This is a genomic window from Nitratireductor sp. OM-1 (assembly GCF_003296175.1).
GTDB lineage: Bacteria > Pseudomonadota > Alphaproteobacteria > Rhizobiales > Rhizobiaceae > Nitratireductor > Nitratireductor aquimarinus.
Genome location: NZ_CP029208.1, coordinates 2,603,421 through 2,624,520 on the forward strand (window position 1 = coordinate 2,603,421; position 21,100 = coordinate 2,624,520).

The following is a 21,100-nucleotide window of genomic DNA, read 5'->3' on the forward strand; positions in this document are numbered from 1 at the left end:
CGGAGCGCCCCAAACTACGTTTTGGTATACCAGATTTAATATCTGGTGTTCAAATGGGAGCGAGAGCCGGGAAACCGGCGGGAGGAGATTTATGAACAGATTCATGGCGGCAGCGCTTGCCTGCGCCGCTTCGGTCATCGCCGTGGAGGCGGCGTCGGCCGAAACCGTTCTGCGGCTCAGCCATTCCTACACCGATGGCGACACACGCGATCTGTGGGCCGATCGAATCGCTGAAATCGTGGCCGAGAAGACCGGTGGCGAGGTGAAGGTCGAGGTCTATCCCAACCAGCAACTCGGCAAGGCGCGGGCGCAGGCCGATTTCGTGGCGCGCGACCGGATCGATATGGCGATCTACCCGCTGCCCTGGCTCTCGGGAAAAGTGCCGATGGCGGAAATCGGCGCACTTCCGGGCCTCGTCGCTTCCCCGCAGGATGGGCTGGTGTGGCGCGAGCGGGCGATCTGGCCGATGCTGGAGGAGGCAGTGTCGGAAGCAGGTCTGGTGTTCGCCGGCGGTGGCTGGGCCATGGGCACGATTGGCAACAAGGGCGAGGCAATCGTCCTGCCCGAGGATCTGAAGGGCCACAAGGTGAGGGGGCTTGGCAAGGCCACCGAGATCATGATGAACGGCTATGGCGCGACGATTACATCGCTGCCCGCGTCCGAAATCTACCAGTCGCTGCAGACCGGTGTTCTGAGCGGGGTGCTGACGATCTATGCGTCCTTTGAAGGGTACAATCTGCAGGAGGTGATCGATCACCTGATGGTCGGGCCGGGTTTTGTGGGCGCGATGCATTCGGTGCTTCTGTCGCCGGGCGTGGAAGAAAAGATCGGCGAGACGCATTACGCAGCCCTTCTTGAGGCGATTGCCGAATCCGAGGCCTGGTTCGCCGACCAGACAATCGCGGACAATAAGCAGATTGCCGATGCCTTCCGGGAGGCCGGTGTCAGCGTGCACGAGCTCACGGAAGAGCAGGTGGCGCAGTGGCATGATGCGGCGCGTGAGCACGCCTGGGCCTATTTCCGGGAAAGCGTGCCCGATGGCGATGCCGTTCTGAAGGCGGTGGACCAGCCGCGGCAATGAACGCGCTCGATGAAGCAAAGTCAGATTATGGCGGTGCGCCCGAAGGGGCGCCCGCAGCGCAGTCGCCGTTCCTGAAGCTGCTTTTCAGGGTGCGTGCAGTGCTGCAGCGCGTGTCGGCCGCCGCAGCCATGGTGTCGGCGGTCGGCGTCGTGGTGGCGTCCGTGGTCATTACCTGGGCCGTGTTTGCGCGCGGTCTGGTTGGCGTCAACACGATCTGGGAGCTGGAATTCAGCGTCTACCTCCTGATCTATGCGGCCTTCCTGTCGGCCGCCTTTACCGATCGCAGCGGCGGTCAGATCAGCGTCCAGATTCTTGCCGGATATCTGAAGGGCCGCGCCGCGCGGGCGCATACCGCCCTGCTTGAGTTCCTGGCGCTCTGTCTTTTCGTGCTGGTCACCTATTCCGGCTGGAACATGTTTCTCCATTCCTGGGAAACCGGCTGGCGCTCGGAAACCCTGTGGGGGCCGCCGCTCTGGGTGCCGCATCTGGCGATCCCGCTCGGCGGAACGCTTCTGGTCCTGTCGCTTGCAGTGGATCTGACGATCCGGCTGTGCGGCGGGCGGCTTGATGTGCCGCAGGGAGGGCATCACTGATGGATCCGGTCACGCTTGCCTTCGTATCGGTTGGCATTCTTCTTCTTCTCATTCTGGCAGGGCTGCCCATCGGCTATGCGCTGCTGGGCGCGATGGTGGCCTCTTCCGTTATGGTGGGGGAGCCGCGCGAACTGCTCTACATCGCGGAAACCGCCTTCCAGTCGCTCGATTCCATCGAGCTGGTGGCATTGCCCATGTTCATCTTCATGGGCGCGGTGGTGGCGGTCAGTCCGGCCGGCGCGGATATCTATTCCGCCCTGAGCAGGCTTCTGCCCGTGCCGGGCGGTCTCGGCATGTCGACCATTGCCGGCTGCGCCATGTTCTCGGCCATTTCCGGGTCGTCACCGGCCACGGTGGCGGCAATGGGCTCGTCGGGCGTGCCGGAAATGCTGGCGCGGCGCTATCCGCCGGGGCTCGCCTGCGGCATCGTCGTCGGTGGTGGAACGCTGGGCATCCTCATCCCGCCATCCATCGTGCTTCTGCTTTATGGCGTGGTGACGAAAACCTCCATTGGTCAGCTCTTTCTTGCCGGCATTCTGCCGGGGCTGATGCTGGTGGCGCTGTTCTCGCTCTACACCTGGTTCGTCATGTGGCGGCACCTGAAGCGGCTGACGCCCGGGCAGCGCGCAGAATTCGAAGCACTGGGCGCAGAGCGCGCGGCGAATGGCGGGAATGGCAGCTTTGGGCGTGTCGTTCCGTTCTTCGCGCTGATGGCCGGCATCATGCTGGCGCTCTATGGCGGCTGGGCCACGCCTTCCGAAATCGCCGCCGTGGGGGCCACCGCCTCCATCCTCCTGGTTCTGGCGATCTACCGCATCACGAGCTGGTCGGTATGGCGCGAGCTGTTGCTCAAGACGGTGCAGGACACGTCGATGATCCTCATCATCGCCGCCTTCGCCTACACGTTCTCGCAGTTTCTCGCCTTCCATGATGTCGTTTCCGCGATCACCAGCCTGCTGGTCGATGCGTTCGACAATCGCTGGGTGACGCTGTTTGCCCTGTGGTGCGTGATGCTGGTTCTGGGCTGCTTCCTGCCGCCCTTTGCCATCGTCGTGATCGTGGCGCCCATGTTCCTGCCCTTCGTGCTCAGTGCCGGTTTCGACCCGGTCTGGTTCGGCGTCTTCGTGACCCTGAACATGGAGATGGGCTGCATCACACCGCCTCTGGGCATCAATCTGTTCGTGGTCAAGGCCATCGCCCGCAAGGTCGACATGCGCGAGATCATGATGGGTTCGCTGCCCTTCCTGGCGATCCTGGGCATCGGCACGCTGCTGATCACCCTGTTTCCAGAGATCGTCCTTTTCCTACCTTCGCAGATGATGAGATAACCATGTTGCAGTCGCCTTCGGCACAAGCGCGCGCCATCACGCGCATCCAGAGCTACGCTCTCAACATACCAGCCGAGATCACGGCGGCGGGCGTGACCCGCAGTCTCGATCTCTCCGCCGTGGTCTGCACGGTGGAAACCGCCGATGGCCATGTGGGGCACGGATTTACCGCCATCACCGAGGAACGCACCGTCGCCGAGGCCATTCGCGAAGTGGCGGCGCCCGCGCTGGAGGGTATGGACCCACTGGCGACGGAGGCGATCTGGGAAAAGCTCTTCTGGCTCATGAGCCCGCGCGGCCAGACGGGCTATGCAGCGCATGCGATCTCCGCCGTCGACACGGCGCTGTGGGATCTGAAGGGAAAGATCCTCGGCCAGCCGGTGTGGCGGCTTCTGGGCGGCGCGCGCCGGGACGTGCCGGTCTATGTGACCTGCGGCTTCAATTTCCTCAGCATCGACCAGCTGGTGCAATCGGCGCAGTTCTGGGTGGATGCCGGCTTCAAGCGTCTCAAGATGACGGTGGCGCCCGAGGCGACCCGCCGCCGCGATGTGATCGACGTTGCCGAAATGATTGCGGAGGATGCGCGCCGGGTGGCCGCAGTGCGCGAAGCGGTCGGGCCGGAGGTGCAGCTCTTCATCGACGCAAACTGCAATCTCGATCCGCACAGCGCGTTCAAACTGGCGCAGGCGGTTGCGCCCTACAGGGTCGACTTCTTCGAGGAGCCGCTTTTGAAGAACGACATCGGCTGGCTTGCGGATCTGCGCCGGCGCTGCCCGGTGCCGCTGGCAGGGGGGCAGAATGAAGGGCTTTCCTACCGTTTCCGCGATCTGCTGGTCGAGAAATGCGTCGATGTCTTGCAGCCGAATGTGGTGATCGGCGGTGGTTTTACGCAGGCCCAGAAAATCGCGGCGATGGCCGACGCCTTCGCAACGCCCATCGCCAATGGCGGCGGCTGGCCGTTCCACAATGCGCATCTGCACGCCGGTGTGTCGAATGGCGGGCTGGTCGAGTATCACGTGCCGGCGGTCAATGTGTGCGAGAAAATCTTCACCGGGCTGCAGAAGCCGGAACGCGGCAGGATGAGCCTTTCGGAACGCCCGGGCCTCGGCTTCGATCTGAACATGGAAGCGGTCGAGGCGTTCGCCGCGAGACCGTCGGCTGCCGGTCATGGCAAGGGGTGAGGGGATGGGCGGCAAACCGGTAATCGGCATGATCGTTCCACCGGCGGCGGGCGCTGTGCCGCCGGAACCTCTGGCGCTTTATGCGGGACGGGCTGAATTCATCGCCGAGGGGCTGGCGCTGAAGGCGCTCTCGCCGGAAGGCTATGATGCGGTGATCGAGCGGGTGGAGGAATTGTCCGCGCGTCTGGCGGACCGGGGTGCGCAGGCAATTTCGCTGATGGGCACATCGCTGAGCTTTTATCGTGGCGCTGCATTCAATGCGGAGCTGATCGCGACGATGGAGAAAGCGTCGGGATTGCCCGCAACAACGATGACCGACAGCGTGCTTGAAGCGTTTGCGGCCCTTGGCGTGCGCCGGCTCGCGGTGGCGACTGCCTATCGCAGCGCCGTCAATGACCGCCTGAGGGCCTATCTGGAGGCCGCCGGATTCGAGGTGACGGTTCTGTGCTCACTCGACATCGAGGATGTGGACGCGATTGCATCCGTGACCAGCGAAACGCTGATCGATCTGGGAGCGGAAACCTGCCGGGCGGCGAAAGACGCAGAGGCGCTCTTCATTTCATGTGGCGGTCTGAAAACGCTTCCGGTGACGGAGCCGATCGAGCAGCGTTGTGGCCTGCCGGTCGTCTCGAGCGCTCTGGCCGGGGCCTGGGGCGCGATGGGGCTTCTTGGCCTTGACCGGCGCGCCGACGGGGCCGGGCGGCTGTTTCAGGTCTAGTTTTTGCTGAAACGAAAACCGCCCGCGAGGCTCGACCACGCGGGCGGTTTTCAGTCTGAAAAGGCCAGTGCCCAGGGTCCTGACCTTAGAGTGCGTTCATCGCTTCAAGGGCGCGGGCGAGGTCGGCCTGCAGGTCCTCGACATCCTCGAGCCCGATTTGCAGGCGCATGACCGGGCCTTCCTTGGGCGCATGCGCCACGGTGCGGTCGTTGAGCTGCACATGCACGGCAAGGCTCTCATAGCCGCCCCAGGAATAACCGAGACCGAAATATTGCAGCGCGTCGAGGAAGGCATGGGCTTCCTTCTCGCCCCCGCCATCGAGCACGATGGAGAACAGGCCGCTCGCGCCGGTGAAGTCGCGCTTCCAGATTTCATGGCCCGGATGCGATTCGAGGCCCGGATGCAGCACGCGCGCCACGCCTTTCTGGCCTTCCAGCCAGCGGGCGAGCGTGAGCGCGCTCTTCTGGTGGCGTTCAAGGCGCACGCCCATGGTGCGCAGGCCGCGCAGCACCTGATAGACATCGTCGGGCGCAGCACACATGCCGAGCGCCCCATGCGTGTCCAGAAGCTGCTCCCAGCAGGCTTCATTGGCCGAAACCGTGCCGAGCAGAATGTCCGAATGGCCGCCCGGATATTTGGTCGCTGCCTGGATCGAGATGTCGACGCCGTGATCGAGCGGACGGAAGAAGAGGGGGGTGGCCCAGGTGTTGTCCATCATGACGATGGCGCCACCCCTGTGCGCAGCCTCGACGATTGCCGGGATGTCCTGCATCTCGAACGTGCCGGAGCCGGGCGCTTCCGTCAGAACCACCTTGGTGTTCGACTGCATGACCGAAGTGATGTCGGCCCCCAGATGCGGATCGTAATAGGTGACCTCCACGCCAAGCCGCGCCAGCATCGTGTCGGCGAAATAGCGGGTCGGGTGATAGACCGAATCGACAATCAGCACATGGTCGCCCGCCGAAAGGAAGGCGAGCATGGGCACCGTTACGGCCGCAAGCCCCGTGGGCACGATGACGGTTCCGGCAGATCCTTCAAGCTCGTTCATGGCCGCTGCAAGCGCGTCGCTCGTCGGGGTGCCGCGGGTTCCATAGGTGTATTTCTGATTCCGCGTCGCCATGGTGTGTGCGTCGGGGAAGAGCACGGTGGAGGCGTGCACCACCGGCGGATTGACGAAGCCGTGGAAGTCGCGCGGATTGTTGCCCATATGGGCAAGACGCGTGTTGTCTCCGACTTTAGTATTAGTCTTGTCGTTCATGGAACCCTGTCGCTTGATTGTCTGCGGCGCTTGCCGGAAGGCCAGGAGCGTTGAAATGCGCCGGAAAAGGCGGCCGGATGGAACGCGATTGTGCGCTGCGCGTCAACCGCAAACGGGCGTCTCCTTTGCTTCTGGAACAAGCCTCTTTCACACTTGACCCAAAAGAATTTATCGCATTCGATGGCTGCAGTGCGTGGGAGAGGAAGCGCGTGTCCGTTCGCCTTTTGGGTATTGAAGCTCCACTTCTGGAGTATGCTGCCCGAAGAGCCCGGTGTTCGGCATTCGCCTGCTTCCGCACTGGAAAGTGTCAGGGGATAAGCCCAAAAACAGAAAAAGGGTTCTGAATCATGAAGAAATTAGTCAAAGCGTTGCTCGGCTCTGCCGTGGTCGCAGTCATGGCCGCGCCGGCTTCTGCCGCTACGCTCGACGATGTAAAGGCGAAGGGCCATGTGCAGTGCGGTGTGAACACCGGTCTGATCGGCTTCAGCGCGCCCGATGATGATGGCAACTGGACCGGCCTCGATGTCGATTTCTGCCGTGCGCTGGCTGCGGCCATCTTCGACGATCCGGACGCCGTTCAGTTCTCGCCGCTCTCCGCAAAGGACCGTTTCACCGCGCTCCAGTCGGGTGAGGTGGACGTTCTTTCGCGCAACACGACCTGGACCATCAGCCGCGACACCGCGCTGGGTCTCAACTTTGCCGGCGTCACCTATTATGACGGTCAGGGTTTCATGGTGAACGCCAAGAACCTGCCCGACATCAAGTCCGCGCTGCAGCTTTCCGGCGCGACGGTCTGCGTGCAGGCCGGCACCACGACGGAGCTGAACCTCGCCGACTACTTCAAGGCCAACAACATGGAATACAATCCTGTTGTGTTCGAGAAGTTCGAGGAGGTGAATTCAGCCTATGACGCAGGGCGCTGCGACGTCTACACGACCGACCAGTCCGGCCTCTATGCCGTGCGCCTGAACCTCGCCAGCCCGGGCGATCACATCGTGCTTCCGGAGATCATCTCCAAGGAGCCGCTTGGCCCGGCAGTGCGCCATGGCGACGACCAGTGGCTCGACATCGTCAAATGGACCTATTACGCGCTCGTCAATGCTGAAGAACTGGGCGTGAACAAGGACAATCTTGAAGAGAAGATGCAGTCCGACAATCCAGAACTGCGTCGTCTTCTGGGCACTGAAGAAGGTGGCAAGCTCGGCACGGATCTCGGCCTGACGAACGACTTCGCTGTCCGGATCGTCAAGCATGTCGGCAACTATGGCGACATCTTCGAGCGCAATGTTGGTGCGGAAAGCCCGCTCAAGATTTCGCGCGGCATCAACGCCCTTTGGACGAAGGGTGGCCTCCAGTACGGCATGCCGATCCGCTGATCGCAGATCGGATTCCGTCAACATAATGCGTGAAAGGCGGTACGCACCGCCTTTCACCATTCCTGGTGAGGATAGCCATGGCCACCCAGCACTCAACTGCGGAGGGCGCGGCGCCTCGTGTGCCGCTGCTCTATGATCCGCGCGTTCGAGGAATTGCCTATCAAGTCCTGGTGTTCGTCGGCCTGTTTGCCCTGGTCTACTGGATCGTCGGCAACACGACAGCCAATCTTCAACGCGCCAACATCGCTTCCGGTTTCGATTTCCTCAAGGGACGCGCCGGCTTCGATATCGGCGACAGCCTGATCGAGTATTCATCCGATTCCACTTATGGCCGCGCGCTGTTCGTCGGCTTTCTCAACACGCTGCGTGTTGCGATTGTGGGCATCATTACAGCGACCGTGATCGGTTTCATCATCGGTATCGGACGTCTTTCGAATAACTGGCTGATCAACCGGATCTGCCTCGTCTATGTCGAGGTTTTCCGCAACATTCCGCCGCTTCTCGTCATCTTCTTCTGGTATTTTGGCGTTCTTTCGGTGCTGCCGCTGCCGCGTGAGAGCATCGACCTGCCGCTCGGATCCTACATCAACGCACGTGGTCTCTTCGTGCCTGCCTTCCAGTGGGGGCCGGGCGCATGGCTCGTTCTTGTGGCTTTTGCGGTGGCGCTTGTCTTCGTCTTCTTCGTGCGTCGCTGGGCACACAAGAAGCAGATGGCGACCGGCGAACAGTTTCCGGTGTTCTGGACGAGTGTCGGCCTGATCATCGGGCTTCCGGCACTGGCCTTTATCGTCACCGGTTTCCCGCTGAGCTTCGAGTTCCCCCAGCTTTCGACCTTCAATCTGCGTGGCGGCATGCAGATAAGGCCTGAGTTCCTGTCACTCTATCTGGCGCTGTCGTTCTACACCGCGGCTTTCATCGCGGAGATCGTGCGCGCCGGCGTGGTCGGCGTGAACCGGGGGCAAAGCGAGGCGTCGCATGCGCTGGGCCTGCGCTCCGGCCAGACAATGCGGCTGGTCATCATTCCGCAGGCGCTGAGGATCATCATCCCGCCGCTCACCAGCCAGTATCTCAACCTGACGAAGAACTCTTCGCTGGCGGTGGCCATCGGCTATCCGGATCTGGTTGCAACGGGCGGCACCACGCTCAACCAGACAGGTCAGGCCATCGAGGTCGTCGCGATCTGGCTGATTGTCTATCTCGGGCTCAGTCTGGGAACGGCAGGTCTGATGAACTGGTACAATGCGCGCATGGCGCTGGTGGAGCGGTAAGATGCAAGAACACGATCTTTCCTTCGTCCGCTCCGAAATGGTTGCGAACCAGCCACCCCCCGCCTCCAATCAGGGGGTGGGCTCGTGGCTGCGCAAGAACCTGTTCGCCAACGCCACGGACACGATTTTCACGATCATCGGCATCGCCCTGGTCGTGATGATCGTGCCACCGATCATCCAGTGGGCGTTCATCAACGCACAATGGACCGGCTCGGACCGTTCCGTCTGCGCCACGGTGGCGCAGGGCGGCGTCCAGCCGGATGGCTGGAAGGGGGCCTGCTGGGCGTTTGTCGACGCCAAGTTCAAGCAGTTCATGTTCGGCCGCTATCCGGTGGATGAACGCTGGCGCGTCTATCTGACGGGCGCGATCTTCATCTCGCTCCTGACGCCATTGCTGATCCCCAGCGTGCCGCGCAAGGGGCTGAATGCGCTGCTGCTTTTCGTGGCGTTCCCGATTGTGGGCTTCTTCCTGCTTTCGGGCGGCATCTTCGGGCTGACGCCCGTGCCGACGCCGCTGTGGGGCGGGCTTCTGGTGACGCTGGTGCTGGCCTATGTGGGCATCGCCGTTTCCTTCCCGCTCGGCATTCTGCTGGCGCTCGGGCGACGGTCGAAAATGCCGGTTGTGAAGCTTGTCTGCGTGGTCTTCATCGAGACCATTCGCGGCGTGCCGCTGATCACCATCCTGTTCATGGCGAGTGTCATGCTGCCGCTCTTCCTGCCGCCGGGCACCTCGTTCGACAAGCTGCTTCGCGCACTGGTCGGCGTGGCGCTGTTTGCTTCCGCCTATATGGCCGAGGTGATCCGCGGTGGCCTGCAGGCAATCCCGAAAGGGCAGTATGAAGGTGCGGATGCGCTGGGTCTCAGCTTCTGGAAGAAGATGAACCTCGTCGTTCTTCCACAGGCGATCAAGCTGGTCATTCCCGGCATCGTCAACACGTTCATCGGCCTGTTCAAGGATACGAGCCTGGTCTACATCATCGGCATGTTCGACCTTTTGGGGGCGGTGCGTCAGAACTTCTCGGATGCGAACTGGGCGTCGCCCCAGACGCCGATTACCGGTCTGGTATTTGCCGGTTTCGTGTTCTGGCTGTTCTGCTTCGGCATGTCGCGCTACTCTATCTTTATGGAACGCCGGCTCGATACCGGTCACAAACGCTAGAGAGCAATTCCGGGAAAAGCGGGAACCGGTTTCCCGTCCGGAATTGCGCAAGGACCAATAAATTGGAGCGTTTTCGCGATTCAATAAAAAGCGGAAACGCTCTGGGCCGAGAGCCAAGGGGAATTGAACAAAATGGCATCAGAAAACGCCGTTAAAGCAGACGAGCTCCATGCTGACCGGAGCAAGATGCAGATCTCCGATACCGACGTCGCAATCGATATTGTGGGCATGCACAAATGGTATGGCGATTTCCACGTTCTCAAGGACATCAATCTGCGCGTCATGCGCGGTGAGCGCATCGTCGTGTGCGGTCCTTCGGGTTCTGGCAAGTCGACCATGATCCGCTGCATCAACCGTCTGGAGGAGCATCAGAAGGGCAAGATCGTCGTGGACGGTATCGAGCTCACCAACGATCTGAAAAAGATCGATGAGGTGCGGCGCGAAGTCGGCATGGTGTTCCAGCACTTCAACCTGTTTCCGCATCTGACCATTCTGGAAAACTGCACGCTCGCCCCGATCTGGGTGCGCAAGACGCCCAAAAAAGAGGCCGAGGCGACCGCGATGCACTTTCTGGAGCGGGTCAAGATCCCGGAACAGGCGAACAAGTATCCGGGCCAGCTTTCGGGCGGCCAGCAGCAGCGCGTGGCGATTGCCCGCGCGCTGTGCATGAACCCGCGCATCATGCTGTTCGATGAGCCGACCTCAGCACTTGATCCCGAGATGATCAAGGAGGTGCTCGACACCATGGTCGATCTCGCCGAAGAAGGCATGACGATGATCTGCGTGACCCACGAAATGGGCTTTGCCCGTCAGGTGGCGAACCGCGTGATCTTCATGGATCAGGGGCAGATCGTCGAGCAGAACACCCCGGCGGAGTTCTTCGACAACCCGCAGCACGAGCGCACAAAACTGTTCCTGTCGCAGATCCTGCACTGACTGCAGGCGCTCCGGCGCAGACACCAAACGCCGCGTTTCCTCACGGGGGCGCGGCGTTTTGCATTTGGGGGATGAACCGGGAAGAGAGCGGCGGGCAGGGGCTGTCAGCCCGCCTCAGCTTTCAGAAGCCGCTTCTGCGTCGAAACCGTAGAGCCAGTCGAAATCCGCCATCAGCGCTTCCTGGCTGCGTGTCTTGAGCACGGCATCGCGCACAAGCGCCACGGGACCGCTGGCGTGCCAGGTGAAGCGGTTGAACGCGCCGCGTCGGGCGACGCGGCTCACACGCGGTTTGCGCTGCGCCTCATAGGCCGCAAGCGCCACAGAAGGCGCATCGCGGTGCTTCGCGACAAGATTGGCAAGCACGGTCGCATCTTCAATCGCCATCCCGGCGCCCTGCGCCGCAAAGGGCGGCACCGCATGGGCGGCATCACCGATCAACGCGAGACCTTCGGGCTTTGTCCAGGCGTCGGCCGGGTCCACCTGATGGATGGGCCAGACGGTCCAGGAGGCATGTCTGCTGGCGGCCAGCCGGGCAAGGGCGGGATTGGCGCTGGCGAGCGTCTTTTTCAGCGGCGCGTCGTCAGCATCCTGCGCCCAGGCGTTGAGCGGCACTTCGCCCGGCACAATCGCAACCAGATTGATCGCCTTGCCACCACTGATCGGATAGGCGACCAGATGGAATTTGGGGTGCATGAAGGCCGTCACCCGGTCGGGCTGGATCGCACCGTCGCCGGCAGCCAGCGCCTCTTCGACGGGGACTGTCGCGCGCCAGGCGACGTAACCGGTAAAGCGGCTGCGCACGGCGGTGCGGGCGAGGCGACGCAGATGCGACCAGACCCCGTCTGCCGCGATCAGGAGGGGCGTGTGCACCTCTTCGCTTTCGCCGTCCCGCAGGATCTGAAGGCGTGGACGACCGGCGTGGAAATCGGCTTTCTCGGCCAGCGCGCTGGTGACGATCTCGATCAGCGGTTGCTGGCGCGCACGGTTCAGAAGGGCTGCCTGCAGATCGGCGCGGTGCACCACAAGATAAGGTGCGCCCCAGCGGGCCTGTGCGGCCGCACCGAGCGGAACATGGGTGAGGGGGGCGAGTGTCGCAGCCTTCTTGAGAACGACGGCCTGCGGCTCCACGGCCGAAGCGCGCAGTTCCTCAAGCACGCCCAGCCTGTCGAGCAGGCGGGTTGCGTTGGGCGAAAGCTGAAGGCCGGCCCCCACTTCGTGGAGTTCCGGCGCACGCTCATAGATGCGCGAGGCAAGACCATGCCGCGCCAGGGCAAGTGCTGCCGTCAGCCCGGCAACGCCTGCGCCGACGATGATTGCTGCTGGTTCGTCCGTCATCGGCCTGCGGGCCGATCAGGCCGCTTCGTCGTAAATGCAGCCCTCGGGCTTCGTGTCCGTCGCCTTCAGCGCCGGATTGTAGCGGTAAAGCGTCGAGCAATAGGGGCAGACCCGCTCGTTCTCATCGCCCATGTCGATGAACACATGCGGATGATCGAAGGGCGGATTCGCACCGACGCACATGAATTCCTTCACGCCGATTTCGATTGCCTGGTGTCCGTTGGTGTTCTGGAAATGGGGAATGGCTGATCCGGCCATCATCTTCTCCCGCTTGGAATGCGTTGGAAAGTCGCTTGCGTTTGTAGCATAAACTGCGTCTTTGCAAGCCTCTGATATGAAACTGTCATAAAACCATGTCACGAGGTACACTGGGCCACCAGTAGACAACGGCCCGTGCTGTGGAAATCAAGGGGCGCAGGCAGGATCATGAACCAGTTGAAGCCGGTCACGAAAGAATTCTCCGTTGATGGCGGACCGACTGGGCAGATCGCCGCCGTGGGGCCGGACCGTTTCGTCAATCGCGAATTCTCCTGGCTACAGTTCAATCGCCGTGTTCTCGGCGAGGCGCAGAACGAAAACCATCCGCTGCTTGAGCGGCTGCGTTTCCTGTCGATCTCGGCCGACAATCTCGATGAGTTCTTCATGGTGCGCGTCGCCGGTCTTGCCGGTCAGGTGCGTGAGCACATCGCCACGCGCAGCGCCGATGGCCGCACGCCGGAAGAGCAGCTTGAGCATGTGCTGCGTGAGGTGGCCGGGCTGCAGAACGACCAGCACGCAAGCCTGAATGCACTGCTTGACCTTCTGCGCAAGGAAGGGATTGAGCTGGTGCGCGGCGATGCGCTGAACCCAGTCGACATGCAATGGCTGGAAGATCACTTCATGGAAGCGATTTTCCCGGTTCTGACACCGCTTTCCATCGACCCGGCGCACCCGTTCCCGTTCATTCCGAATCTCGGCTTCTCCATCGCGCTCGAACTGCAGCATGAGGGTGAGCTGGAGCCGATGACGGCGCTTCTGCGCCTGCCGGTGGCGCTCAAGCGCTTCATCCAGCTTCCGGTGCACAATGGAACGGTGCGGTTCATCACGCTGGAAGATGTCGTCAACCTGTTCATCGGCAAGCTGTTCCCGCGTTACAAGGTCATCGGTTCGGGCACGTTCCGCCTCATTCGCGACAGCGATATCGAGGTGGAGGAAGAGGCCGAGGATCTGGTGCGCCTCTTCGAATCGGCGCTCAAGCGCCGCCGCCGCGGCTCGGTGATCCGCATTGAGTTCGATGACGAAATGCCCGAAGGCCTGCGCGACTTCGTCGCCAGCGAGCTGGGCGTTGCCGAAAACCGCATCACGGTTCTGGAGCGGCCGCTGGCGATCAACCAGATTTCCGAGATCGTGAAAGTGCCGCGCGAAGACCTGCTCTTCTCGCCTTACAATCCGCGTTTCCCGGAGCGCATTCGCGAGCATAATGGCGACTGTTTCGCCGCCATCCGCGAGAAGGACCTTATCGTCCACCACCCGTATGAATCCTTCGATGTCGTGGTGCAGTTCCTGCGTCAGGCGTCGCTGGACCCGGAAGTGGTGGCCATCAAGCAGACGCTTTACCGCACCTCCAATGACAGCCCCATCGTGCGGGCGCTCATCGAGGCATCGGAGGCCGGCAAGTCGGTCACGGCGCTGGTGGAGCTGAAAGCCCGCTTCGACGAGGAAGCAAACATCCGCTGGGCGCGCGATCTGGAGCGCGCCGGCGTGCAGGTTGTGTTCGGCTTCCTCGAACTCAAGACCCACGCCAAGATGTCGCTCGTGGTGCGCCGCGAGGAAGGCAAGCTGCGCAATTACTGCCATCTGGGCACCGGCAACTACCACCCGATCACCGCGCGCATCTATACGGATCTGTCCTATTTCACGGATGATCCGGAAATCGCGCGCGACGTGGCGCAGGTGTTCAATTTTATCACCGGCTACGCCGAGCCCGATGGCGAAATGCGCATTGCCGTGTCGCCATTCTCGCTGCGCAACCGATTACTGGACCACATTCAGGCAGAGATCGAGCATGCCCGGTCGGGCCGTCCGGCGCAGATCTGGATGAAGATGAACTCGCTGGTTGATCCGCTGGTGATCGATGCGCTCTATGAAGCAGGGCAGGCGGGTGTTGAGGTGGATCTCGTGGTGCGCGGCATTTGCTGCCTGCGCCCGCAGGTGCCGGGGCTGTCCGAGCGCATTCGCGTGAAATCCATTGTCGGCCGCTTTCTGGAGCACAGCCGGATCTACTGTTTCGGCAATGGCCACGGCCTGCCGTCGGACGAGGCGATCGTCTACATCTCGTCCGCCGACATCATGCCGCGCAATCTGGATCGGCGGGTAGAAACCATGGTGCCGATCACCAACCCCACCGTGCATGAGCAGGTCATCGGGCAAATTATGCTCGGAAACATCATGGACAATCAGCAAAGCTTTGAAGTATTGCCGGATGGAACTTCGCGGCGCATTATGCCCGACGAGGGAGAAGAACCGTTCAACGCTCAGGAATATTTCATGACGAATCCGAGCCTATCCGGTCGCGGCAATGCCTTGAAGTCCCATGCGCCGAAGCGGATCACCGCTTTCAGAAAGCGCAGGAAAGCGGACGTCGGGCCCGGTTCACCAACGGACTGACGAGCGCTTACTCTTGGGCATAGCTAATTCTCAGGGCCGGCTTCAGGACCGGCGTCCCGTTTCGGTCATCGATATCGGGTCAAACTCGATTCGCCTCGTGATCTATGAGGGAATCGCGCGCTCTCCGAGTGTGTTGTTCAACGAAAAAATGCTTGCCGGCCTCGGCAAGAGCATCGTCACGACCGGGGAACTGGATCCCGAAGGCGTGACAAGGGCTGTTGGCGAATTCCGCCGCTTTCGCGCGCTGTCCGAGCAGGCCGGCGCGCAGTCTCTCCATGTGCTCGCCACCGCGGCTGCGCGTGAGGCGAAGAACGGTCCGGACTTCATTCATCGGGCCGAAGAAATCCTGGGCACGGACATTCGCGTGCTCACGGGCCGCGAAGAGGCGAAATACTCCGCCTACGGCATCATGTCTGGCTTCCACAAGCCAAGCGGCATTGTCGGCGATCTGGGTGGCGGCAGTCTCGAACTGGTGGATGTCGAGGGCTATGACCTGGAAGACGGCATCACATTGCCGCTGGGCGGCCTCCGGCTCAAGGAGATGTCCGACAACTCCGTCGCCAAAGCGGCGCGCATCGCCCGCGATGAACTGGCCCGCGCCCCGTGGATGAAAGACGGGGCCGGGCGACCCTTCTACTGCGTGGGCGGCACCTGGCGAAATCTCGCCCGCCTGCACATGCTGGAGACCGGCTATCCGCTCGAGGTGATGCACCACTACGAGATGGACATCGAGCAGTCGGTCGATTTCCTCAAACGCGTTGCCGGCGGTGTGGACCGTTTTGCCGGCATCAGCCACATCTCCAAAAACCGCCGCGCGCTTCTGCCTTATGGCGCAACGGTGTTGCAGGAGATCATCCGGTCCTCAGAGCCTTCCAAAATCGTTTTCTCCGCGCTCGGCGTGCGCGAGGGGTATCTCTATTCGCTGCTCGAAAAGGAAGACCGCAAGCGCGATCCGCTGCTTTCGGCGGCCGAGGAGCTGGCGGTGCTGCGCTCGCGCTCGGTCACCCATGCACGGGAACTGGCGGAGTGGAGCGGACCGGCGATGAAGGCGCTCGGCATCGAAGAGACCGAGGAAGAGGCGCGCTACCGCAGGGCGGCCTGTCTTCTGGCCGATATTGGCTGGCGCGCGCATCCCGAATATCGCGGCACCCAGTCTCTGAACATCATCGCGCACGGCTCCTTCATCGGCATCGATCATCCGGGCCGGGCCTTCATCGCGCTCGCCAATCTGTTCCGTCATGAGGGGCTGTTCGATGATGCGCTGTCACCGCGTATGCGCCAGCTTGCAACGCCGCTTTATGTGGAGCGTGCGCGCATTCTGGGCGGCCTGCTGCGGGTGGTCTATCTGCTTACGGCCTCGATGCCGGGCATCATGCCCAAGCTGAAATGGGAAAAGCGCGATGATGGAACGACCGTGCTTCTCATCCCGCATTCGCACAGGGCCCTGATGGGCGAACGCCCGGTCGGCCGCATGGCGCATCTGGCCAAGGTGACGGGCCTCAAGCTCGCGCTGGAAGTGGCCGAAAGCTAGAGTTTTTGCAGTCAGACGGTTTTGCCTGAAACCTGCATAAATCCGGAAAATCAAAAAGATAGAGCGGAGAGCTGAATCAACTCTCCGCTCTCAATATTGCTTGAAACAGTTCGTTCGTTGGCGCGCCGGGCTTATTCAGCCGGTTCGCGCTGAGCGCCCGCCACAGGCTCGAAGATCTCGATCTTGCGCCTGTTGAAGCGCAGGGCGAGTTCGCCGCGCACCAGTTTCAGTGCTTCATCGCCGAACACTTCGCGCCGCCAGCCGGACATGGCCGGAACGTCGGCATCCTCGCCATCGGCCGCAATGCGGTCGATATCGTCGCTGGAGGCCAGCATCTTGGCGGCAACGCCTTGACGGTCGGCGACAAGCTTCAGGAAGACTTTCAGGAGCTCTGCTGCGGCTGCGGCCCCTTCCGGGGCCTGTGGCGGGCGCGGCAGGCGGGGAAGGTCTTCCTTCGGCAGCGCCATGGCCTTGGCGACCGCGCCCAGAAGACCGGCGGCAGCGCCCGAGCGCTCCCAGCCTCTGGGGATCGTGCGAAGCCGGCCGAGCGCTTCCGCATCACGCGGCTGCTGCTGTGCCACTTCGTAGAGCGCATCGTCCTTCACGACACGGCCGCGCGGCACATTGCGTTCGCGCGCTTCGCGTTCGCGCCAGGCCGCAACGTGCTGGAGAATGGCCAGCTCGATGGGTTTCTTGACGCGCAGCTTCAGGCGACGCCAGGCGTCGTCCGGATGCGGATCATAGGTCTCGCGGGCGGTCAATACGGCCATCTCCTCATTGAGCCAGTGGGCGCGGCCCTCGCGCTCCAGCTGCCCCTTGAGGTGCTGATAGACATCAATCAGATGCGTGACGTCGGCCAGCGCATAGCTGAGCTGCTTGTCGGAGAGGGGGCGTCTACGCCAGTCGGTGAAGCGCGACGACTTGTCGATGCGCGCACCGGTGATCTTGGCGACGAGCTGATCGTAGGAAACGCTGTCGCCGAAACCGCAGACGGATGCCGCCACCTGCGTGTCGAACAGCGGGTGCGGGATCAGCTTGCCCAGATGGTAGACGATCTCCACATCCTGACGCGCGGCGTGGAACACCTTGACGATGTTCTCGTCGGCCATCAACTCGAAGAAGGGTTTCAGATCCAGCCCGTCGGCAAGCGGATCCACCAGCGCCGTGACACCGGGTGCGGCCATCTGGATCAGGCAAAGCTCTGGCCAGAAAGTCGATTCGCGAATGAATTCGGTGTCGACGGTGACGAAATCGGACTGCTTGAGCGCGGTGATCGCGGCTTCGAGGTCTTTTTGCGTAGTAATCAGCTGCATTCTGCTTCTTTAGGTCATGCGGAGGAAAAAGGAAAGAAAACGCTGTGCAACACGGCTTATCCGTCGTTCGCAGGGCGGGAGTTCCGGCTGCGCCGGGCCATGCGCATGAACACGGGCGAGGTGCGCAGGAGCGCTGCAAAGCGCGGGCGATGCGCCCTCGGCACGGCCGGGCGGGCGCGCATCCGGTAGATCGTAACGGCGATGAGAACCGCATAGATGAGGGCGGTATAGGCAAACAATGCATGCGGGCCGAAACGCTGCATGAGAAGCGAGGCGAGCAGCGGGCCTGCCATGGCGCCGACCGAATAGAAGAAGAGCAGTCCGGCCGCCAGCTGCACGAACTGGTCCTTCTTGGCGTGATCGTTGGCATGGGCCGCGGACAGCGAATAGAGCGACATGGCGAACGCGCCGAACAGGAAGACGAGCAGCATGTTCGCCGTGCGGTCATCGCCCGCAAACCAGACGATGATGAGCGCGGAGATCAGCGCGCCAATGGTGGTGCCCAGCAGGATCTGCCGCCGGTCGCGCCGGTCTGAGAGCGCGCCCAGCGGATATTGCATCACCGCGCCGCCGATGATGCCCGCGCTCATGAAAGTGGCGATCTCCGACACGCTCAGGCCAATGGACTGGCCGTAGATCGGGCCGACGATGCGGAAGGCGCTGTTGGTGAGACCGACGGAAAGGCAGCCAAAGGCGGCAAGGGGCGAGATGCGCCAGACGGCCGGCAGGTTCAGGCTGAACTCGGCTGGGGGCTTGGGGTTGGAGCGGTCGGCCATGGAGACCGGCACCAGCGAAAGGGTGATCATCATGGCCATCACCGCGAAGACCGTGAACCCCTCGATGCCGAGCGCGGGAAGCATGTATTGCGAGCCGGTCACAGCACCGATGTCGATGATGCGATAGACGGCCAGAAGGCGGGCGCGGTTGCTGTTGCTCGCAGCCGAGTTGAGCCAGCTCTCGATGGTGGTGAAAAGGCTCGAAAAGCAGATCCCCGAGAGAAAGCGTATGGCGATCCACGCGATGGGATCGACGAACAGAATGAGAAGCAGGGAGCCTGCCGCTCCCATCGCCGCGAGCGCCGCAAAGGCGCGGATATGGCCGACGGCCCGCAACAGGCGCGGCACGCACAGGCAGCCAATCAGGAAACCGGCGAAATAGGCGCTGCCCATAAGGCCGATCAGCGTTTCGGAAAAGCCTTCTTCCGCTCCGCGCAGCGCGATCAAAGTGCCCTGAAGCCCGTTGCCCGCCAGCAGGATGCCTGCAGCGATGAGAAGCGGGATCAGCGGGCGAAGGCTGGACATGGCGGAAGGCCCGGTATTGGCGGCGCGGCCGGTCGCGCCCTTCATGATCGAGCTATAGGCCGGGCTGTACCAATTCTCTTGAGCCAGGCGGGTGGGCCGATCATCCCAGCCGCCTCATTCGCGTCAAACGTCGCCGTGCGTCGTCGGGCGTCAGTCGTCGTCGGCGTCTGCCAGCATGCCGTCCACCAGATGGATGCGCCGGTCCATGCGCGCCGCCATGTCCAGATCGTGTGTCACAGCCACGACCGTCTTGCCGCGCTCGGAAACGAGGTCGCGCAGGGTCTGGAACACCTGTTCGGAGCTTTTCGAATCGAGGCTGCCTGTCGGTTCGTCGGCGAAAACCATGGGCGGGTCATTGGCGAGCGCCCGGGCGACGGCGACACGCTGCCGCTGGCCGCCGGAGAGCTGGTAGGGTTTCTTGTCGCAATGATCGGCGAGGCCGAGCATGGCAAGCAGATCGCCGGCGCGGTCGCGCATCTGCCGCCGCGAGAGCCTGCCGAGCTTGCGCATCGGGATCTCGACATTCTGACGGGCGGTGAACTCGGGCAGAAGGAAGTGGAACTGGAAGACGAAACCGAGCATCTCCAGCCGTGTACGGGCAAGCTCGGCATCGTTCATGGGACCGGTGTCGCGGCCCTCGATGGTGAGCGTGCCGCTGGTTGGCCGGTCGAGCAGGCCAAGCAGATAGAGAAGCGAGGATTTGCCGGAGCCGGAGGGACCGGTAATGGCCACGAATTCGCGCTCGGCAACGGTTAGCGAGACATCCCTGACCAGTGTGACCGGGATGGTTTCCGGCAGGATGCGGGTCAGATTGCGGGCTTCCAGAAGCGCGGTCATGAGGCCCCCCGAATGATGTCGACCGGATGAAGCCTTGCCGCCTTGCGCGCTGGCAGATAGCCGGCAATCGCAGCCGAGCCCAGCGCGAAGGCCGAGGCGATGGCATAGTGCAGGGCGCTCCAGGCTATCGGCAGTTCGGTCATCTCCTGGCCGCCGGCATCGAGTTCGAAACGGATTGAGGAGAGGGCGTAGGTGAGGGCAAAGCCCAGAACCCAGCCCAGAATGGAGCCGGCAGCGCCAATGGCGATGCCCTCGATCACGAACATGCGCTGCATGTCGCTGCGGCTGAAGCCGAGGGATTTCATGATGGCGATGTCGCGCGCCTTCTCATGGGTGATGGTGGAGACGATGTTGAAGATGCCGAAACCGGCCACCAGCAGGATTGCCGCCACCACCGCATACATGATGACATTGCGCACCACGAAAGCCTCCATGATGGCCTCGTTCGCCTCCTGCCAGGAAACGGCCTTGTAGCCGAGTTCCGCCTCAATGCGCTGGGCGGCTGTCGTTGCGGCGTAGGGATCGCGCAGTTTGATGCGAATGTCGTTGATGGCGTTGGTCCGCTCGGAAAGGATCTGCGCATTCTTCAGGAGGAGATAGGCCTCGCCCTCGTCGCGGGCCGTGGTGCCGGTGTGAAACAGGCCGGTGATGCGGAAATTGCGCGTCAGGCCCGAAGACGAAACCGCCGTGACCGTGTCGCCGAGATCCGCCCCCAGCTTTTCGGCCATGCGGTCGCCCATGACGATGTTGTTGCCGCCTTCGGACAGGGTGGCGAAGCTGCCACGGGTGAAATCCTCGACAATGGGCGAGATGGTGCGTTCCGTTTCCGGTTCGACCCCGACAAGGGCGGCACCCGCCTCGCGGCCCTGATAGCGCACCACGCCCTGTGTTCTGAGGCTCTGCGCGATATTGCCGGGCACCCAGCCTTCCAGCCAGGCCAGCGCCGCAGTGGGGTTGATGATGCCGCGCCGGTCGTCGGGTGGACGCAGGCCGGATATCGCGGCCGCATCGAACGCATCTTCGGCCGGCTGGCGGCGGGCGGTGCGGCGCTCGTCGGTGATCTGCACATGCGGCATGGTGTCGATGAGCTGTTCGACGAAATCGTCCTGGCCACCCTGCATGAGCGCCGCCATGGCGATGGAAAAACCGACACCGACCGCCACGCCGATCACCGCCACGAGCGTCTGTCGCCCGCGACCGACGATGTGGGTCATCGCGATGTCGAGGATGAGGCGCATG

At 62.5% G+C, this 21,100-nt stretch carries 18 protein-coding genes; 11 read left to right on the plus strand and 7 right to left on the minus strand.

Going from position 1 to position 21,100, the window contains the following annotated elements; translation table 11 throughout:
• Positions 1-91: 91 nt before the first annotated feature.
• Genes dctP through DEJ54_RS12485 form a run of 5 tightly spaced genes read left to right on the plus strand, consistent with a single transcriptional unit; the run spans position 92 to position 4,901 of the window.
• Entirely contained in the window at positions 92-1,081 is a 990-nt protein-coding gene (gene dctP / locus DEJ54_RS12465; protein ID WP_113154854.1) for a TRAP transporter substrate-binding protein DctP, read from the plus strand.
• Positions 1,078-1,674 (plus strand): TRAP transporter small permease, encoded by a 597-nt coding sequence (locus DEJ54_RS12470; protein WP_113154855.1) that lies wholly within the window; start codon positions 1,078-1,080, stop codon positions 1,672-1,674. Before dctP ends, DEJ54_RS12470 begins: the two co-directional genes overlap by 4 nt.
• Positions 1,674-3,002: a TRAP transporter large permease gene (locus tag DEJ54_RS12475; RefSeq protein ID WP_113154856.1), complete on the plus strand. Its 1,329-nt coding sequence runs from the start codon at positions 1,674-1,676 to the stop codon at positions 3,000-3,002. Before DEJ54_RS12470 ends, DEJ54_RS12475 begins: the two co-directional genes overlap by 1 nt.
• A gap of 2 nt (positions 3,003-3,004) precedes the next feature.
• The gene (locus tag DEJ54_RS12480) at positions 3,005-4,183 is read left to right on the plus strand and encodes a mandelate racemase/muconate lactonizing enzyme family protein (protein ID WP_113154857.1); all 1,179 of its coding nucleotides are present in this window, start codon (positions 3,005-3,007) and stop codon (positions 4,181-4,183) included.
• Positions 4,184-4,187: 4 nt separating this feature from the next.
• Positions 4,188-4,901: an aspartate/glutamate racemase family protein gene (locus tag DEJ54_RS12485; RefSeq protein ID WP_113154858.1), complete on the plus strand. Its 714-nt coding sequence runs from the start codon at positions 4,188-4,190 to the stop codon at positions 4,899-4,901.
• 85 nt (positions 4,902-4,986) lie between these two features.
• Here DEJ54_RS12485 and DEJ54_RS12490 read toward each other — a convergent pair whose 3' ends face one another.
• Positions 4,987-6,159, minus strand: a complete 1,173-nt coding sequence (locus DEJ54_RS12490) for a cystathionine beta-lyase (protein WP_113154859.1) — start codon at positions 6,157-6,159, stop codon at positions 4,987-4,989.
• A gap of 347 nt (positions 6,160-6,506) precedes the next feature.
• Here DEJ54_RS12490 and DEJ54_RS12495 point away from each other — a divergent pair, with 347 nt between their 5' ends.
• The 4 genes from DEJ54_RS12495 to DEJ54_RS12510 all read left to right on the plus strand — a co-directional run bounded on the left by DEJ54_RS12495 (position 6,507) and on the right by DEJ54_RS12510 (position 10,898).
• Positions 6,507-7,535, plus strand: a complete 1,029-nt coding sequence (locus DEJ54_RS12495; RefSeq protein ID WP_113154860.1) for an amino acid ABC transporter substrate-binding protein — start codon at positions 6,507-6,509, stop codon at positions 7,533-7,535.
• A gap of 77 nt (positions 7,536-7,612) precedes the next feature.
• A complete protein-coding gene (locus DEJ54_RS12500; RefSeq protein ID WP_113154861.1) occupies positions 7,613-8,803 on the plus strand; it encodes an amino acid ABC transporter permease in 1,191 nt (396 codons plus the stop codon).
• Position 8,804: 1 nt separating this feature from the next.
• Positions 8,805-9,962 (plus strand): amino acid ABC transporter permease, encoded by a 1,158-nt coding sequence (locus DEJ54_RS12505; RefSeq protein ID WP_113154862.1) that lies wholly within the window; start codon positions 8,805-8,807, stop codon positions 9,960-9,962.
• 132 nt (positions 9,963-10,094) lie between these two features.
• The gene (locus DEJ54_RS12510) at positions 10,095-10,898 is read left to right on the plus strand and encodes an amino acid ABC transporter ATP-binding protein (RefSeq protein ID WP_113154863.1); all 804 of its coding nucleotides are present in this window, start codon (positions 10,095-10,097) and stop codon (positions 10,896-10,898) included.
• A 114-nt stretch (positions 10,899-11,012) separates the two neighbouring features.
• Here the strand turns inward: DEJ54_RS12510 and DEJ54_RS12515 are convergent, their stop codons facing one another.
• Both DEJ54_RS12515 and DEJ54_RS12520 read right to left on the minus strand, forming a co-directional pair.
• Entirely contained in the window at positions 11,013-12,233 is a 1,221-nt protein-coding gene (locus DEJ54_RS12515; protein ID WP_113154864.1) for an FAD-dependent monooxygenase, read from the minus strand.
• Positions 12,234-12,248: 15 nt separating this feature from the next.
• Entirely contained in the window at positions 12,249-12,491 is a 243-nt protein-coding gene (locus tag DEJ54_RS12520) for a zinc-finger domain-containing protein (RefSeq protein WP_113156251.1), read from the minus strand.
• Between the two features lie 168 nt (positions 12,492-12,659).
• Here DEJ54_RS12520 and DEJ54_RS12525 point away from each other — a divergent pair, with 168 nt between their 5' ends.
• Both DEJ54_RS12525 and ppx read left to right on the plus strand, forming a co-directional pair.
• Entirely contained in the window at positions 12,660-14,879 is a 2,220-nt protein-coding gene (locus DEJ54_RS12525; RefSeq protein WP_113154865.1) for an RNA degradosome polyphosphate kinase, read from the plus strand.
• Between the two features lie 13 nt (positions 14,880-14,892).
• Positions 14,893-16,410 (plus strand): exopolyphosphatase, encoded by a 1,518-nt coding sequence (ppx, locus tag DEJ54_RS12530; RefSeq protein ID WP_113154866.1) that lies wholly within the window; start codon positions 14,893-14,895, stop codon positions 16,408-16,410.
• A gap of 131 nt (positions 16,411-16,541) precedes the next feature.
• On the opposite strand, the gene rnd is transcribed toward ppx, so the two are convergent.
• The 4 genes from rnd to DEJ54_RS12550 form a co-directional block, all read right to left on the minus strand.
• The gene (gene rnd, locus DEJ54_RS12535; RefSeq protein WP_113154867.1) at positions 16,542-17,723 is read right to left on the minus strand and encodes a ribonuclease D; all 1,182 of its coding nucleotides are present in this window, start codon (positions 17,721-17,723) and stop codon (positions 16,542-16,544) included.
• A 56-nt stretch (positions 17,724-17,779) separates the two neighbouring features.
• Positions 17,780-19,024: an MFS transporter gene (locus tag DEJ54_RS12540; RefSeq protein WP_113156252.1), complete on the minus strand. Its 1,245-nt coding sequence runs from the start codon at positions 19,022-19,024 to the stop codon at positions 17,780-17,782.
• A 150-nt stretch (positions 19,025-19,174) separates the two neighbouring features.
• Positions 19,175-19,861 (minus strand): ABC transporter ATP-binding protein, encoded by a 687-nt coding sequence (locus tag DEJ54_RS12545; protein ID WP_113154868.1) that lies wholly within the window; start codon positions 19,859-19,861, stop codon positions 19,175-19,177.
• The gene (locus DEJ54_RS12550) at positions 19,858-21,099 is read right to left on the minus strand and encodes an ABC transporter permease (RefSeq protein WP_113154869.1); all 1,242 of its coding nucleotides are present in this window, start codon (positions 21,097-21,099) and stop codon (positions 19,858-19,860) included. The genes DEJ54_RS12545 and DEJ54_RS12550 overlap by 4 nt, the downstream gene beginning before the upstream one ends.
• Between the last annotated feature and the right edge of the window lies 1 nt (position 21,100).